Genomic DNA, 14,358 nt, shown 5'->3' with positions numbered 1-14,358 from the left:
TTCTCACTTTCTACAATAATTTTTTCTGTTCTATATTCTTCCGAGTTGAACTAGGTTCGGCTTGGCCAAACTGCTCTGCCAAACGCTGACTCCAAGAGGTCGTCGCACGCGCACCAGCATAGTCCGCCTGTACTTGGTCATAGTCCAAAATCGCTTCAACTGGCTGTTCTTGGTATTCTTCCTCAAAAACCACTTGTTTCAAAGGCAGTCTTGGTTTGACCTCATGTTGTTGGTTTGGCACACCAAGGGCAATCCCAAAAACAGGGTAGGTATAGTCAGGCAAGTTAAAAAGCGCTGCCACTTCTTCTGACTTGTAACGGACCAAACCGATGATAACACCACCATATCCCAGACTCTCCGCTGCAAGCAAGGTATTTTGCCCTGCAAGCGCAGCGTCCACAGACGTGATAAGGAGACCTTCCACTCCTTGAGGTTGGAAAGTGTCCGTATGAAGGCTTGCTCCCTTTTCAGCTCGGTTCAAGTCACCGACAAAGATCAAAAAGGCTGCTGACTGGCGAATGGCTTCCTGGGGAACCAATTCATAAAGAGCATCTTTCTTCTCCTGACTGCGCACAAGGATCACAGAGTAGGATTGGAAATTTTTCCAAGATGACGCCATTTGTCCAGCAGTCAAAATCTCGTCCAAGTCTGCTTGAGGAATTTCTTGCTCCTTAAAACGACGAACTGAAGTATGAGCTTTCATCAGTTTAATGGTTTCTGTCATCGGCGATTTTCTCCTTCTAGTCTCGTTTCCTCTGCTAAATAACGGATTCGTTCCATGACCCGTCTAGCTTCCCAAGTCTCGTCATTTCCATTCTTTCCTTTGGCAAAATGTTTTTCCAAATCTTGGAAATTAAAGTTGGAAGTAAAGAAGGTCGGCAAATCTTCCTGCATGCGGTACTGGAGAATAACTTGGAGAATCTCATCACGTACCCAAGGAGTCGACTGCTCTGCACCAATATCATCCAAGACCAAGACCTCTGCTAATTTGATCTCATCCACCAAGGTCTTCACAGTTCCTTCACCGATAGCATTTTTCACATCAATGACAAAACTTGGATAATGGAGAATCGTCGTTGATGCTCCACGTTTTTCAGATAGGTCATGAGCTAATGCGGCCATCATGAAACTCTTACCAACACCAAAATCTCCGTAAAGATAGAGGCCTTTTCGGATGCTTGGGTAAAGGTCAACAAAGGAATAGAGTCTCTCAAAAATTGGCAACCGTCCTAGATCATCCAGATCAATCTGAGCCAACTTCGCTTTCTTGAGACTTGCTGGTAGATTGATCAACTTGAGACGATTCTTTATAGCTGCCTCTTTTTCAGCCGCGATTAGTTCTGGTGTTTCTTCATAAGACACATCCGCATAACCGTGATTCATGACCAAGATAGGCCTGTAACCACGTGCTATATAGTCCGCATCCCCACGAAGAAACTTATCCCGTTCTGTAATATATTGGTTAAACTTGGAGATGCTACGATTTAACTCCTCTTGACTGAGGGATTCTTTCTGGATAAAAGCAGCTACATCTGGGTCTTTCATAATCTGCTGGACTAGGTCCTGATACTGAAAACGACTTGTCTGACGTTTGATAACGTCACCCACACTTTCCATCTAGTCTCCTCCTTCTTCTAATCGGGCTAACATTTCTTGTTTTTTGCGTTCTAGTTCCAGACGAGTTTCCTCACTGGTTTGATTTTTATATTCTGGATTGCTCCACTTGGGAACATTGGTCTTAGTTGAGCTAGTTTTTGATTTTTGGTCTTCTTGGCCTTTTTGCTGACGTTCTCGAATCCGAAGCACAGCCTCTTCTGCTGTCCGAATTTTTTGATAAGCATAGTCATTTGCGACCTTCATGGCATATTTTTCATTGACATTTGCCGAATCAACCTTGTTAAAAGTTAGAAGTAAGACGATATTGATGACTTCGTCCAACAAGCCTAAAGACGCCATCTGGTGAAGAAGTTCTCTTTCACTTTGGGTGATGTTCCCCTTACGCGTTTGCTTGATTTCCGCTAAAAATTGTAGGGGAGTTTTATTTTTGGCTTCCCTGATAATGGTCATTTCTTTGGGGCTAAAGTCCGAAGATACCTGCTTTTGTGCTATCTTTTCACGCATGCGTTTGACTGAAATAACCTGAGCCACAGCTGTCGCCTTGGCTAATTGATAGGTTTCAAACCAGGTCCATTTTTTTTCATCTGCGATGGCAAACAATTCCAAAACATCTGCCTGCTCGTTTTCAAAACGCAAACCATCTCGAGCCATCAGCCGCTGAAAATGCTCTAAATCAAAATCATTTTTCATCTTGATTTTTGACTCGATTGGTGTCACTTCTTCGGTCAGGGTTGGAAAGACTTGACTCAAAGAAACCGAGAGTACTTCTCCCTCACTTGGAGCCTGCTTCATGGCAGAAACAGCTGTATCACCTATCTTTTTCTCCAAAAGTCTACTATAGACAGAATGACTTAGGAATTCCTGACTGGAAAGGGGAGAATGAAGCTGCAATTCATAGACTTCCCCCTTCTGGTAAAGAGTCAGCAAGTCCACAGCAGATAAGATTTTAAAAGACTGGAGGAGCGTATTCATCCCGAAGTTCAAATGATTAAGAATATTAGCAAAGAGGTGCTCCTTTTGCCCACCATCCCAAAAAGTAATAGCATATAGATAGAGGCTCAGTGCCTCCTGACCGATAATCGGGAGGTAGCACTGCACCAGAGAAGAGGTATCTTGCGACACCCGATTATTCTTTAGAAAAGAAAAACGGTCATTTGGCTTCATTTACTTTTCCTTTTTCTTCTTAGAGGACTGAGTGATCTGCTGGAGCAGACTCTCCAACTCACTCACATCCTTAAAGCTACGATAAACACTGGCAAAACGAACATAGGTAATCTCATCCAGTTCTGCCAATTCCTCCATGACTAAGGCTCCAATGTATTCACTTTGAATCTCATTCTCACTGCGACTACGGAGTTTTTGCTCGATACGATTGACCACCATGTTGATTTCATCACTTGAAACAGGGCGTTTCTGGGCTGAGCGGATAATCCCATTAAAGATTTTATCTCTTGAAAACTGCTCTCGCGTACCGTCTTTTTTGACGACAACCAGCGTTCGCTCTTCTACTCGTTCATAGGTTGTAAAACGATGCTGACACTCGTCGCACTCACGTCTTCGGCGGATGGTATTTCCTTCTTCGGCTTGTCGACTATCAACAACACTAGACTTGGTAGCCCCACATTTTGGACAACGCATGCATTTCCCTCCTTGTCGTTTTCTTTTCATTATACCATTTTTTGAGCAATTCCCAAAACAATTCTTATTTTTACTTGACAAGTTTTTTGTTTTATTGTATTATTTAATTAGAACAATAAAGAAAAAGAAAGGAGACTATGATGTCCTGGTCATTTGATAATACAAAACCCATTTATTTGCAGATTATGGAAAAAATCAAATTACAGATTGTTTCCCATGAACTGGAACCCAACCAACAGCTCCCAACCGTAAGGGAACTAGCGAGCGAGGCTGGGGTCAATCCCAACACAATTCAGCGTGCCTTGTCTGATCTTGAGCGCGAGGGCTTCGTTTATAGCAAGCGGACTACTGGTCGTTTTGTCACTGAGGACTTAGATCTCATCGTTCAGTCCCGCAAACAGCTTTCTGAGGAGCAACTGAAAAACTTTGTAACGGGCATGCTTCAATTCGGCTATCAAAAAGAAGAACTGCCAAGTGTGCTTAGCGAATACATCAAAGGAGTGTAAAATTATGACATTACTAGCATTTGAAAATGTATCCAAATCCTATGGGGCTACGGCAGCCCTTAACAATGTTTCCCTTGAGATTCCCGCTGGAAAAATCGTCGGGCTTCTCGGTCCAAACGGATCTGGAAAAACAACCCTGATCAAGCTGATCAACGGACTTCTCCAACCAGATCAAGGCCGTGTCCTCATTAACAACATGGACCCAAGTCCTGCTACCAAAGCCATTGTCTCTTATCTACCAGACACGACTTATCTGAATGAACAGATGAAAATCAAAGAAGCACTGACCTACTTTAAAACTTTCTACCAAGATTTCAATCTTGAGCGGGCTCAGCACCTTTTAGCAGATCTTGGCATTGATGAAAACAGTCGCCTCAAGAAATTGTCAAAAGGGAACAAGGAAAAGGTTCAGCTCATCCTCGTTATGAGCCGTGAAGCTCGTCTCTACGTTCTCGACGAACCGATTGGTGGTGTGGATCCGGCTGCCCGTGATTATATCCTCAATACCATCATCAACAACTACTCACCAACTTCAACTGTCTTGATTTCTACCCACTTGATTTCAGATATTGAGCCGATCTTGGACGAAATCATCTTCCTAAATAACGGAAAAGTTGTTCGGCAAGGAAATGTAGATGATATTCGTTACGAGTCAGGTGAGTCGATTGACCAGCTCTTCCGCCAAGAGTTCAAGGCTTAGACAAAGGAGATTATTATGTTTTGGAATTTAGTTCGTTATGAATTTAAAAATGTTAACAAATGGTATCTAGCTCTCTACGGTGCTGTGCTTGCAATTTCGGTTTTGATTGGTGCATCCATTTCTGGTATTAGTCAGACCTACACTAGCTATGGTAATGATCCCTACTATCTGTTAGGCTTTCTGATCTTAGTTTTTGGTGGGCTCAGCGTTACTCTCTGGATCGCGACGATCTTTCTAATCGTTCGACGCTTCAAGGGAAGTGTTTACGATCGTCAGGGCTATCTGACATTGACTCTGCCCGTCTCTGAACACCAGATCATCACCGCCAAATTACTGGGTGCTCTCATTTGGTCAATCATAAGCTATATTGTATTTATCTTGAGTATCATTATTATCTTCTCACTCACCCCTGTAGTGAAAGATTTGCCACTCCTCTATCGATTTATCTCTCCTTATCTCGGCTACGGTTGGCTCTATGCCCTCTCTCTTCTGGTGGGTTCAATTACTTGGATTTTATCTATTTACCTTTGCATCTCAATTGGTCAACTATTTAACGAGTATCGTACCGCTATGGGAATTTTAGCCTATATCGTGATTAACATCGTGATTGGCTATATTTCTATCTTCTTCCGAATGGATTATGATTTTAACCTCCTAATTAGCGTTGATATCCTCAAAGATTTCATTCTAGCAATTATCTACTACCTCGGTACCTACTATATTTTGAAAAATAAGGTTAACTTGCAATAAAAAACGCCCAGCTTACAAGAGCTGGGTTTTGCTTTAACTCAATATCAAACTGGCTACAATGGGACTAACAAAGACGTAGAGAATACCAGTGACACCGATCGCCAAGCCACCCATGGCGCCTGCTACAGAGCCGTATCGAAAGGCCGTTCCCGTTCCGACAGCATGCCCTGTTCCTCCAAGAGAAAGTCCCACTGCAACTGGATCGTCAATTTTCAACCACTTCAAAAGTGTTGGTCCGATAACACTAGTCAAGATCCCAGTCGCCACTACGACAACCAAGGTTACAGTCGTCAAACCTTGCAATTTTTCTGTGATTCCCACTGCCATGGCGGTTGTTACTGACTTGGGAAAGAGAGAAATGGCTAGGAAAAAGTCCATACCAAAGATTTTCGCTACTATGGCAGTGAAGCTAGTATTGACAACTACTGCTAACAGACTACCAAAGAGAATACTCCGAGCATGGTGCTTCATCAAGTGAAAACTCTTATAAAGCGGAATCCCTAGAGCCACGGTTGAAGGGACAATCAAGTTGTTCAGATAAACCCCACCTTGGTAATAATCTTGGTAAGAAATACCCGTCACCTTAAGAAGGATGATAATGAAAATTGCCGACAAAAGCAAAGGCGTTGTCAATGGATGGGGAAAACGTCTGTAAATCAGCATTCCTACTAGATAAGCAAGGATAGACAGGGCAAGCCCAAACAGGGGATTGGAAACAAATTCGCTCATTTGGCATCTCCTTTCTCATAATCTCCCTCAAATCGTCTCTTGATAAACTGAACCACTAGGGCAATAAGGATAATGTTGATGACGGCCGCAAAAAAGACAATCAAGACGATGGGCAAGAGATAGGGGGCAATCACATCAAACTTTTCCATGATTCCCACTGCTGGTGGCAAAAAGAGAATGGTCATATTAGCCAGCAGAAAATTCCCCACCATATTGACATGCCTGGTCCTTAGCCACTTGAACTGTAAAGCTAGAAATAGAATAATCAAACCGATAATACTGCCTGGGATGGGCAGATGAAAGAAACTAGAGATTCCCTCACCGATCAATGAAATCACAAAGAGAATCATTAATTGAACATATAACTTCATCCTAAACTCCTTGAAATAGAATTCTTGCATACCAGTTTACTCTTTTTTCAGAAAATTTCAAGGAAATATCGAATTTTTTCTTTCTTGCAAGGATTGATTAAAAGTAGTATAATCATTGCATGCGCAATCATCTTGTGTTGCAAAGACAGTTAGTTATGACTTTGTGATTTTAACTTTTAAAGGAAAGGAGAAAGCAATGACCTATTTGGAAAAGTGGTTTGACTACAACCGCCGTCAAAAGGAAATGGAAGCCATGTTAGAAGAAACCATCGCCCAGCAGAGTGAACAAAGGCTGAACTTGAAAGAGTTTTATCTGCTCTACTATCTGAATCTAGCTGGTGAAAAGTCCTTACGGCAGATTGACCTGCCAGATAAACTCCATCTCAGCCCAAGTGCTGTTTCTCGAATGGTGGCTCGACTAGAAGAGAAAAACTGCGGTTTGCTTAGTCGCAGATGTTGCGATCAGGATAGACGGGCTAGTTTTATCTGTCTGACTGACGAGGGACAAACAACCCTAGCTTACCTGCAAAAAGCCGTCGAAGAAAGACTGGAAATTAGTCTTGATTTCATTTCTTAATCAGATTTTTTAAAAAGTTGCGTGCGCAATCATTTTTCTTGACATTCCTCTTTTCAAGGAGTAAAATAAAGTCAAGATCGAACAAAGGAGTTTTATATGATCGAAATTACCTACCTAGACGCCAGCAAGCAAGAGAGAACCATGACTTTCGAGTCTTACCAAGACTTTGAACGTTCACAACAAGCTTGCCTTATCGGTATCGCAGACTACTACCCTGTCCAAAAATTAACTTACAATGGTCATGACTTGGACTACCATGGGACTTACGGAGATGTCTTCTTCTATCTCATGAAACAAGATTTAAGCCAATATAATTAAAAAGGAGAAATACAATGGCAAAAGCAATTACAGATGCAACATTTGAACAAGAAACAAAAGACGGTTTGGTCTTGGTAGACTTCTGGGCAACTTGGTGTGGTCCATGTCGTATGCAAGGTCCTATCTTGGACAAATTGTCCGAAGAACTTTCAGAAGATGTCTTGAAAATCGTTAAAATGGACGTAGATGAAAATCCAAACACAGCTCGTGCATTTGGAATCATGTCTATCCCAACTCTTCTCTTCAAAAAAGACGGCCAAGTGGTGAAACAAGTTGCTGGTGTGCACACAGCAGAACAAATCAAGGCCATCGTTGCTGAATTGAGTTAATCACACTAGAGACCAAGTGCTTTATTTGGTCTCTTTTTTCTTGCCCTTTGCCATTTTTCAAAAAATATGCTAGACTGTAGGTAGAATATTACGATGTTTGGGACATGCCATCGCTAAAAAAAACCTCTACTTGGTATTTTTTAGCTCCCCTCAAGGGAGCTTTTTGCGTGCTCTGAACATTTCCCACTTTGGAAGGAGTACTATGAAACGTCAATCAGCCTTGGTCGTCTTTAGTGGCGGTCAAGATTCCACAACCTGCCTCTTTTGGGCTAAAGAACACTATGAAACAGTCGAAGCCGTCACCTTTGCCTACGGCCAACGCCATCATCTCGAAATTCAAGTTGCTGAAGAAATCGCTAAGGAACAAGGCATTCATCATCACATACTCGATATGTCTCTGCTAGGACAAATCACTGAAAATGCCTTGACTTCTGATCTGGAAATCGATCAAAAAGAGGGAGAGGTTCCCAATACCCTTGTTGACGGTCGCAACCACCTCTTTCTATCCTTTGCAGCAGTTCTTGCCAAGCAACGAGGCATTCAAGATATCGTGACAGGTGTCTGCGAGACAGATTTCTCAGGCTACCCTGACTGCCGAGATGTTTTTGTCAAATCTCTCAATGTTACTCTCAATCTTGCCATGGATTACGACTTTGTTATCCAAACGCCTCTCATGTGGCTAGACAAGGCTGAAACTTGGGAATTAGCCGACCAACTCGGTGCCTTTGACTATGTTCGTGAGAAGACCTTGACCTGCTACAATGGGATTATCGGAAGTGGCTGTGGAGATTGCCCATCCTGCCACCTACGCCAGCATGGACTAGATGTTTATCTCTCACAGAAAGGAGAGGCCTGATGTTTTATGCACCTAAAGAAATCAAACAGGAAACTGGGGAGTCTCTTGTCTACAATCCTCACAGAACCTTGGTATCAAAAGAGTTTACTTTCGATGCTGCCCACCACCTCTTTCACTATGAGGGAAAATGCAAATCCCTGCACGGCCACACTTATCATCTGCAGATTGCTGTTAGTGGATTTTTAGATGAACGTGGCATGACCTACGATTTTGGAGACATCAAAGCTATCTACAAGGACTACTTAGAGCCCCACTTGGATCATCGCTATCTCAATGAAACCCTGCCTTATATGAACACGACTGCTGAAAATATGGTTTACTGGATTTTTCAAACCATGAGCCAAGAGTTACCAGATGAGCGCGGTCTCCGTTTGGAATACGTTCGCCTCTATGAAACTCCGACTGCCTTTGCAGAGTTTAGACGGGAGTGGTTAGATGACTAAGGAACGTGTCCTCAAACTACCTATTCTGGAAATTTTTGGCCCTACCTTTCAAGGTGAAGGTCGTGCTATCGGGCAGAAAACCATGTTTGTCCGCACTGCTGGTTGTGACTATCACTGCGACTGGTGCGACTCTGCCTTTACTTGGGATGGTTCTGAAAAACCAACTCGCATGACCGCTGATGAAGTCATTGCTGCCTTAGATAAGCTAGGAAGCTACGACTACGTCACCCTGTCTGGGGGAAATCCTGCTATCCTAGCAGCCAACATGGCTCAACTCGTCACCAAGCTCAAGGAACGCGGTGTCACTCTGGCTGTTGAGACTCAAGGTTCTCGCTGGCAAAATTGGTTAAAAGACATCGACCAGGTCACCCTGAGCCCCAAACCTCCTTCCTCCAAGATGGAAGTCAACTTTGAGACCTTGGACTTTATCGTTTCCCAACTGGACCCAGACAAGGTCACCTTTAAAATCCCTGTCTTTGATGATGCCGATTTGGCCTTTGCTAAAGGGATTCAAGAACGCTACCAACCAGATGTTCTCTTCTTATCAGCAGGAAATCCCGAGCCCAAGGCTACAGGCAATATTGTCCAAGACCAACTAGACCGCCTCAAAGAACTCTGGGAACGCGTCGCTGCTGACGATAGCTGGGGCAATGTCCGCGTCCTTCCTCAACTTCATACCCTCCTCTACGACAACCAACGTGGTGTTTAAAATTAGAAAGAAAAAATCATGTCACAACAGGAAGAAATGAAAAACCTAAGCCTACTAGGCAATAAAGAAACCAACTACATTTTCAAGTATCAACCAGAAGTCCTCGAATCCTTTGACAATCGTCATGTGGAAAATGACTACTTCATCAAATTCAACTGTCCTGAATTTACCTCGCTTTGCCCAATCACTGCTCAGCCAGACTTTGCGACGATTTATATTTCCTACATTCCTGACAAGCTCTGCGTCGAGTCGAAATCCCTCAAACTCTACCTCTTTAGCTACCGAAATCATGGGGATTTCCACGAAAACTGTATCAACACCATCGGGAAAGACTTGGTCAACTTGCTAGACCCTCGCTATTTAGAAGTCTGGGGAAAATTCACTCCGCGCGGTGGTATTTCAATCGACCCCTATTACAACTACGGTAGGCCTGGAACCAAGTATGAAGGTTTGGCAGAACAACGCCTCTTCCAACATGACCTCTACCCAGAGAAAATTGACAACCGCTAAACAGATACGAAAAAGCCCTGTTCCTCAAACTGAGGAGCAAGGCTTTTTGAGTTTCAATTATTCTTCTGTTCCAAGGAAGTTTTTAGCAACAAGAGCTGCAAGAACGCCACCAACGATTGGCGCAAGGATGAAAATCCATACTTGTTGAAGGGCTGCGCCACCTACCAAGACGGCTGGTGCCAAGCTACGAGCTGGGTTTACTGAAAGTCCAGTGATGTTCAAGCCTACAAGGATCAAGGCTGTCAATGACAAACCAATGACCAAACCAGCAATCGCGCCATTTCCCTTGCTTGCTGAAGTCACGGTCATGATAACCAAGACAAACAAGAAAGTTGCGATGACTTCAAACAAGAAACCACCAAAGACAGTGACACCGTTTGCCAAGGCATTCTCACCAAGACTAGCAGTTGACATGCCTGAGTTAGACAAGAGGAAGAATACCGCAGCTGACGCAAGGAAAGCTCCAACCACTTGTCCAAGGATGTAGTTAACAAGATCCTTTGATGACAAGCGTTTGTTTACAAACATAGCGATAGAAACAGCTGGATTCAAGTGAGCCCCTGAAACAGTTCCGATTGAGTAAGCTGCAACTACAATTGCCAAACCAAAGGCAAAAGCAATTCCAAGGTGTCCAAGACCTTCAACACCATTTCCAAAAACAACAGCTCCTGTTCCAATGAACACAAGCATAAATGTACCGATTAATTCAGCAACAAATTTTTTCATGATAAGTCTCCTTTTTTCAAAACTATGTACCAGTCTATCAAAAGAAGGAAAGGGTTTCAAGAAAATTGACTGGAAAGTTTTTTGAAAATCATAAAATGACCAGCTAATCTCTAGTATTGAAAAGATTGAATAGCTTCTTTCAACTCATCTTGTAAAAGTTTATGACAGTCTAGTTGAAGGTAAATTTCCAGCAAACAAGATCTGAAATTGGAAAATTTATGGAAATCATTTGCTTCTTTCAGGGGAAATTCGACTGTTTGCAACCAAGCAGTGAGGAGAGACGGTTCGATTTTCCCTCGTAAGATTGGTTCATAAAATGCTCTGGCTAACCGCCAATCTTCATCATTTGTAAAACGAATCTCAACACGTTTAAAGATTTTCCCAATGATTTCAAATGCTTCGGCTATATTTGACTTTGGAAAGCTAGGATGACATATAACTTCCGTCAAGAGATCACCCCCATGCGCAAATGCGTGGATCCACCCAAACTGATGAGAGTAGCCCGTCGTCTCTTTTTCCTTTGTAAGATAGTGTAAGCCTTGATTTAGCATGGTAGCCCTGATAGGAGAAGGCAACTGCTGGTAATAAAGTGATTCCTTAGCACCATCACAGGACAGTAGATTGGCATAAATAAGTGCCCTAAAAGAACGTTTAAGAGCTGAAACTCCTCTACCATCAATCTCTTTGTATAGACCTTCATCAGAGGAGACTTCTTCTGCGATAAAATGAAACTGCTCAAGGGTAAACAACTCTTCTTGAATACCTCTAGCTAAACTCGTAAAAACAAGTTCGTCTCGAATTTCTGGAGAGGGATCTCCCAAGTGCTCAAGCAACCACTGGATTTCTTCTTGGCTATAGCTTGGTTTTTCTTCTATCACTTTTCTTTGTAATTTTTTACGCATCTCAAGTACCTATATATTTCTAGCAACTGTTCAAAAAACCAGCCCAAGATAACTTTCTGTCTTATTCTGTTTTCGATGGACGTTTTCCTGATGCAATCGCATCTGCTTCTGTCATCTCAACAACGTTAGCTTTATTAGTTTTTGGAGGCATTCTATCCTTACTATACCAATAAACTTCTGATTTTCCATGGTTTGCAACATAGACAATTCTATCTTGGTGTTGAGCTTTGGTTTCAGCTTCCCGTGCAATTCTTTTCTCTTCTTCTTTTTGAGAAATTAACGACTCAACTGCACCTATTCTATCAAGCAACTCTGTCTTTTTATCATTATTTTCAATCTGATTAACTATTTCTTTAGCAGACTTCACTTGATTCGCATCTTGGTTTTCTTCCAATTGTTTGACTAAGGTTTCACCTTTTTCTTGCAACTCCTTTGCAGCTTTTTCTTTAGCAATTCTCTCTTCTTCTGCTTTTTCTTTTGCTTTTTTCTCTTCTTCGATTCGTTTTGCCTCCTCTATGCTAGATGAAGTATCGGTTGTTGAATCTGCTTTAGCAGTAGATGCCGCAGTCTTCTTAGTTTCTGATTGAGAAGATGAAATTTTCTTTGTGACTGTCGGAGTTTGGAGAGAGACTACAGCAATACTGACAACGAAAAGTCCAATCATTAGATTTCTTTTTCGAATATCTGGCGCTTTCTTTACAAAATACCAAATACCAAATACCAAACCCACTCAAAACAAGATAGAGAGTAGGCAAAGCAATCAATAAAATGATGCCCAAAAAGACTAGGCCTATTTTGATAAAGAGCATTCTTTGGGGATTTTGTTCCAGCCATTTTTTGATTCTATTCATATCATTCTCCTAGAAATCTGTCTAAGCCCTACTCCCCCAACTCAGCACTGTAGGCGATAATCTGGTCAACTGTATCAGACAAGAACTGGATGGTATCACGGAGTGGTTTGTCTGTTGAGATATCGGCTCCGATAATCATGGCTGACTCAAGCGGTGTCTTGCTGCCACCTGATTTGAGGAGATTGAGCCAGTCTCTAGCTCCAGTCTCAGAGTTTTTTAGATGGAGATAGCCAGCTGTCGAGATAACAAGTCCAGCTGAGTAGGTGTAGCTATACAAACCCATGTAGTAGTGAGCTTGGCGCATCCAAGTCAGAGCCGCATCGTCATCAATCTCAATAGCATCTCCCCAGAAATCTGTCAAGACTTCCTTCATAATGCTGTTTAGTTTGCTTGCTCCAAAGGTCTCCCCTTCTTCAATCAATGTATAAACCTTGCGCTGGAAGGCTGCTTCCAAGAGATGGGTAATGAAATTATGGAAGTAGGTATCTGTCAAGCGGTGAGCAAGGGCAAAGCGTTTTTGACGCGGATCATCAGATTGGTGCTCCAAGTAGTCACTAAGAAGCAATTCATTGAAGGTTGATGGCGCTTCGACATAGTAGGTCGACATATGAGCGTTAAAGTGACTTTGGTGATTATCTGAAAAGATGAATTGACCAGAATGACCAATTTCATGAATCAAGGTATAGACATCGCTCAAACGACCTGTCCAGCTCATGAGGACATAAGGGTGCACGCGATATGGATCCGCCGCATAACCGCCAGAATCCTTGCCACTATTAGCAGCAAAGTCTACCCAGCGCTCTTCTTGGTAACGGGCAATTTCTTGAGTGTATTCTTGACCCAATGGTGCGACTGACTTCATAACCAAATCATAGGCATCGTCAATAGTCACTTCAGGATTCAGGGCGCTATCCAAGTCCAATTTCCAGTCTGCAAATGTCATCTTTTCAAGACCATTGACCTTGGCAACATGCTTGAGGTATCTCTGGGCAACTGGTGCAAAGTCCTTCATGATGAGGTCAATCTGGCGGTCAAACATAGCACGGTCCACTTCTTGCTCAGCCAGAAGATAATCAAAAACTGAGTCGTAGCCCTTCATATCTGCCAATAGTTTTTCAGACTTGACTTGGGCTAAGTAGACTGCCGCAGCTGTATTTTGGTGCTTACGAAGTCCCTCTGAGAAGGAGCGGAAAGATTTCTCACGAACCTCCGCATCCTCGTGGTTTTGGTAGAAATTTTCATAGGTTACAAAGCTGTTTTTGTAGGTTTTGCCATGGGCTTCAAAGTCAGCCATTTCAAAATCCCCAGCACGCATCTTAGTATAAATGTCCTGTGGACTATAGAAAACTTCACCAAGATTGGTCAATGCCTTCTCCACATCAGCCCCAAGATAGTGGGCTTTTTTGATTTTAGCCTGACGAATGGCTGCCGTCAAGTGAGGCAATTCACCCAAACGATTCAAAACTTCTTCATCTGCCGCCACCAAAGCGTCGTCAAAGAAGGTCAAGGCTACACTAGCATCTGTCTCAAATTCCATCCCAGCTTGGGCGATATTGGCGAACTCTTCATTGCTATAGTCTGTCGTCTGAGGCATAAAGGCGTAATTGCCGATATGGCTCATCTGAATATAAATTTGTTCCAATACCGCAAAGGCCTTCTCAAAATCCTCAAAAGTATGAAGATTGCCCTTGTAGTCCCGGCTAAATTGGTTGATGTCTTCGCGAGCTTTCTCGATTGCACGCAAGAAATCCTCACGGTCTTGGTATAGGGCAGTTAGGTCCCAAAGTTCCTTTTCTGGAAATTCTGAACGGTGTTTTTGTTCCATT

At 42.7% G+C, this 14,358-nt stretch carries 20 protein-coding genes; 10 read left to right on the top strand and 10 right to left on the bottom strand.

Annotated features, from left to right (window positions below; all coding sequences use genetic code 11):
* Positions 1–10: 10 nt before the first annotated feature.
* From GOM48_RS02770 to nrdR, 4 genes are read right to left on the bottom strand one after another with little or no spacing between them, the layout of a single operon-like run.
* On the bottom strand, positions 11–724 hold the full coding sequence (locus GOM48_RS02770) for an NADPH-dependent oxidoreductase (RefSeq protein WP_235098217.1): 714 nt from the start codon (positions 722–724) through the stop codon (positions 11–13).
* Entirely contained in the window at positions 721–1,617 is an 897-nt protein-coding gene (gene dnaI, locus GOM48_RS02765) for a primosomal protein DnaI (RefSeq protein WP_235098215.1), read from the bottom strand. Before dnaI ends, GOM48_RS02770 begins: the two co-directional genes overlap by 4 nt.
* Entirely contained in the window at positions 1,618–2,781 is a 1,164-nt protein-coding gene (locus GOM48_RS02760) for a DnaD domain protein (protein WP_235098213.1), read from the bottom strand.
* Positions 2,782–3,255, bottom strand: coding sequence for a transcriptional regulator NrdR (gene nrdR / locus GOM48_RS02755; RefSeq protein ID WP_001203677.1), 474 nt, complete (start codon positions 3,253–3,255; stop codon positions 2,782–2,784).
* A gap of 140 nt (positions 3,256–3,395) precedes the next feature.
* Here nrdR and GOM48_RS02750 point away from each other — a divergent pair, with 140 nt between their 5' ends.
* Genes GOM48_RS02750 through GOM48_RS02740 form a run of 3 tightly spaced genes read left to right on the top strand, consistent with a single transcriptional unit; the run spans position 3,396 to position 5,211 of the window.
* Positions 3,396–3,761: a GntR family transcriptional regulator gene (locus GOM48_RS02750; RefSeq protein WP_000119121.1), complete on the top strand. Its 366-nt coding sequence runs from the start codon at positions 3,396–3,398 to the stop codon at positions 3,759–3,761.
* Positions 3,762–3,765: 4 nt separating this feature from the next.
* A complete protein-coding gene (locus GOM48_RS02745; RefSeq protein WP_084946298.1) occupies positions 3,766–4,461 on the top strand; it encodes an ABC transporter ATP-binding protein in 696 nt (231 codons plus the stop codon).
* A gap of 15 nt (positions 4,462–4,476) precedes the next feature.
* On the top strand, positions 4,477–5,211 hold the full coding sequence (locus GOM48_RS02740; RefSeq protein ID WP_084946299.1) for a hypothetical protein: 735 nt from the start codon (positions 4,477–4,479) through the stop codon (positions 5,209–5,211).
* Positions 5,212–5,244: 33 nt separating this feature from the next.
* On the opposite strand, the gene GOM48_RS02735 is transcribed toward GOM48_RS02740, so the two are convergent.
* Both GOM48_RS02735 and GOM48_RS02730 read right to left on the bottom strand, forming a co-directional pair.
* Complete coding sequence (locus GOM48_RS02735; protein ID WP_235098211.1) at positions 5,245–5,940, bottom strand: LrgB family protein; 696 nt, start codon at positions 5,938–5,940, stop codon at positions 5,245–5,247.
* Positions 5,937–6,311 carry a CidA/LrgA family protein gene (locus tag GOM48_RS02730; protein ID WP_000781325.1) on the bottom strand — a complete coding sequence of 125 codons (375 nt, stop codon included), beginning with the start codon at positions 6,309–6,311 and terminating at the stop codon, positions 5,937–5,939. Before GOM48_RS02730 ends, GOM48_RS02735 begins: the two co-directional genes overlap by 4 nt.
* A gap of 196 nt (positions 6,312–6,507) precedes the next feature.
* Here GOM48_RS02730 and GOM48_RS02725 point away from each other — a divergent pair, with 196 nt between their 5' ends.
* The 7 genes from GOM48_RS02725 (at position 6,508) to queF (ending at position 10,053) form a co-directional block, all read left to right on the top strand.
* Positions 6,508–6,888, top strand: coding sequence for a MarR family winged helix-turn-helix transcriptional regulator (locus GOM48_RS02725; protein ID WP_235098210.1), 381 nt, complete (start codon positions 6,508–6,510; stop codon positions 6,886–6,888).
* A gap of 96 nt (positions 6,889–6,984) precedes the next feature.
* Entirely contained in the window at positions 6,985–7,206 is a 222-nt protein-coding gene (locus tag GOM48_RS02720) for a DUF4649 family protein (RefSeq protein ID WP_235098208.1), read from the top strand.
* A gap of 14 nt (positions 7,207–7,220) precedes the next feature.
* Positions 7,221–7,535, top strand: coding sequence for a thioredoxin (gene trxA, locus GOM48_RS02715; RefSeq protein WP_001029581.1), 315 nt, complete (start codon positions 7,221–7,223; stop codon positions 7,533–7,535).
* Positions 7,536–7,737: 202 nt separating this feature from the next.
* The gene (gene queC / locus GOM48_RS02710) at positions 7,738–8,391 is read left to right on the top strand and encodes a 7-cyano-7-deazaguanine synthase QueC (RefSeq protein ID WP_235098205.1); all 654 of its coding nucleotides are present in this window, start codon (positions 7,738–7,740) and stop codon (positions 8,389–8,391) included.
* Positions 8,391–8,834, top strand: coding sequence for a 6-carboxytetrahydropterin synthase QueD (gene queD / locus GOM48_RS02705; protein WP_235098203.1), 444 nt, complete (start codon positions 8,391–8,393; stop codon positions 8,832–8,834). The genes queC and queD overlap by 1 nt, the downstream gene beginning before the upstream one ends.
* Positions 8,827–9,543, top strand: a complete 717-nt coding sequence (gene queE, locus GOM48_RS02700) for a 7-carboxy-7-deazaguanine synthase QueE (RefSeq protein ID WP_235098201.1) — start codon at positions 8,827–8,829, stop codon at positions 9,541–9,543. The genes queD and queE overlap by 8 nt, the downstream gene beginning before the upstream one ends.
* Before the next feature lie 18 nt (positions 9,544–9,561).
* On the top strand, positions 9,562–10,053 hold the full coding sequence (queF, locus tag GOM48_RS02695) for a preQ(1) synthase (RefSeq protein ID WP_235098200.1): 492 nt from the start codon (positions 9,562–9,564) through the stop codon (positions 10,051–10,053).
* Between the two features lie 57 nt (positions 10,054–10,110).
* On the opposite strand, the gene GOM48_RS02690 is transcribed toward queF, so the two are convergent.
* The 4 genes from GOM48_RS02690 to pepF form a co-directional block, all read right to left on the bottom strand.
* Entirely contained in the window at positions 10,111–10,779 is a 669-nt protein-coding gene (locus GOM48_RS02690; protein ID WP_235098197.1) for an MIP/aquaporin family protein, read from the bottom strand.
* A 110-nt stretch (positions 10,780–10,889) separates the two neighbouring features.
* The gene (locus GOM48_RS02685) at positions 10,890–11,681 is read right to left on the bottom strand and encodes a DUF2785 domain-containing protein (protein ID WP_084948999.1); all 792 of its coding nucleotides are present in this window, start codon (positions 11,679–11,681) and stop codon (positions 10,890–10,892) included.
* A gap of 61 nt (positions 11,682–11,742) precedes the next feature.
* On the bottom strand, positions 11,743–12,405 hold the full coding sequence (locus GOM48_RS02680; protein ID WP_235098194.1) for a deoxyribonuclease: 663 nt from the start codon (positions 12,403–12,405) through the stop codon (positions 11,743–11,745).
* 155 nt (positions 12,406–12,560) lie between these two features.
* Positions 12,561–14,357, bottom strand: coding sequence for an oligoendopeptidase F (gene pepF / locus GOM48_RS02675; RefSeq protein ID WP_084949002.1), 1,797 nt, complete (start codon positions 14,355–14,357; stop codon positions 12,561–12,563).
* Between the last annotated feature and the right edge of the window lies 1 nt (position 14,358).

The organism is Streptococcus oralis (assembly GCF_021497885.1).
Taxonomy (GTDB): domain Bacteria; phylum Bacillota; class Bacilli; order Lactobacillales; family Streptococcaceae; genus Streptococcus; species Streptococcus oralis_BQ.
Note: the sequence above shows the minus strand (reverse complement) of the source record. Positions and strands in the feature narration are given on the sequence as shown.

Excerpts from the sequence above, each read along its gene's own strand:
- pepF (WP_084949002.1), bottom strand. The coding sequence starts at position 14,357 with ATGGAACAAAAACACCGTTCAGAATTTCCAGAAAAGGAACTTTGGGAC.
- queF (WP_235098200.1), top strand. The coding sequence starts at position 9,562 with ATGTCACAACAGGAAGAAATGAAAAACCTAAGCCTACTAGGCAATAAA.
- GOM48_RS02740 (WP_084946299.1), top strand. The coding sequence starts at position 4,477 with ATGTTTTGGAATTTAGTTCGTTATGAATTTAAAAATGTTAACAAATGG.
- GOM48_RS02760 (WP_235098213.1), bottom strand. The coding sequence starts at position 2,781 with ATGAAGCCAAATGACCGTTTTTCTTTTCTAAAGAATAATCGGGTGTCG.
- GOM48_RS02720 (WP_235098208.1), top strand. The coding sequence starts at position 6,985 with ATGATCGAAATTACCTACCTAGACGCCAGCAAGCAAGAGAGAACCATG.
- dnaI (WP_235098215.1), bottom strand. The coding sequence starts at position 1,617 with ATGGAAAGTGTGGGTGACGTTATCAAACGTCAGACAAGTCGTTTTCAG.
- GOM48_RS02770 (WP_235098217.1), bottom strand. The coding sequence starts at position 724 with ATGACAGAAACCATTAAACTGATGAAAGCTCATACTTCAGTTCGTCGT.
- queD (WP_235098203.1), top strand. The coding sequence starts at position 8,391 with ATGTTTTATGCACCTAAAGAAATCAAACAGGAAACTGGGGAGTCTCTT.
- GOM48_RS02750 (WP_000119121.1), top strand. The coding sequence starts at position 3,396 with ATGTCCTGGTCATTTGATAATACAAAACCCATTTATTTGCAGATTATG.
- GOM48_RS02745 (WP_084946298.1), top strand. The coding sequence starts at position 3,766 with ATGACATTACTAGCATTTGAAAATGTATCCAAATCCTATGGGGCTACG.
- GOM48_RS02730 (WP_000781325.1), bottom strand. The coding sequence starts at position 6,311 with ATGAAGTTATATGTTCAATTAATGATTCTCTTTGTGATTTCATTGATC.
- nrdR (WP_001203677.1), bottom strand. The coding sequence starts at position 3,255 with ATGCGTTGTCCAAAATGTGGGGCTACCAAGTCTAGTGTTGTTGATAGT.
- trxA (WP_001029581.1), top strand. The coding sequence starts at position 7,221 with ATGGCAAAAGCAATTACAGATGCAACATTTGAACAAGAAACAAAAGAC.
- GOM48_RS02690 (WP_235098197.1), bottom strand. The coding sequence starts at position 10,779 with ATGAAAAAATTTGTTGCTGAATTAATCGGTACATTTATGCTTGTGTTC.
- queC (WP_235098205.1), top strand. The coding sequence starts at position 7,738 with ATGAAACGTCAATCAGCCTTGGTCGTCTTTAGTGGCGGTCAAGATTCC.
- GOM48_RS02735 (WP_235098211.1), bottom strand. The coding sequence starts at position 5,940 with ATGAGCGAATTTGTTTCCAATCCCCTGTTTGGGCTTGCCCTGTCTATC.
- GOM48_RS02685 (WP_084948999.1), bottom strand. The coding sequence starts at position 11,681 with ATGCGTAAAAAATTACAAAGAAAAGTGATAGAAGAAAAACCAAGCTAT.
- GOM48_RS02725 (WP_235098210.1), top strand. The coding sequence starts at position 6,508 with ATGACCTATTTGGAAAAGTGGTTTGACTACAACCGCCGTCAAAAGGAA.
- queE (WP_235098201.1), top strand. The coding sequence starts at position 8,827 with ATGACTAAGGAACGTGTCCTCAAACTACCTATTCTGGAAATTTTTGGC.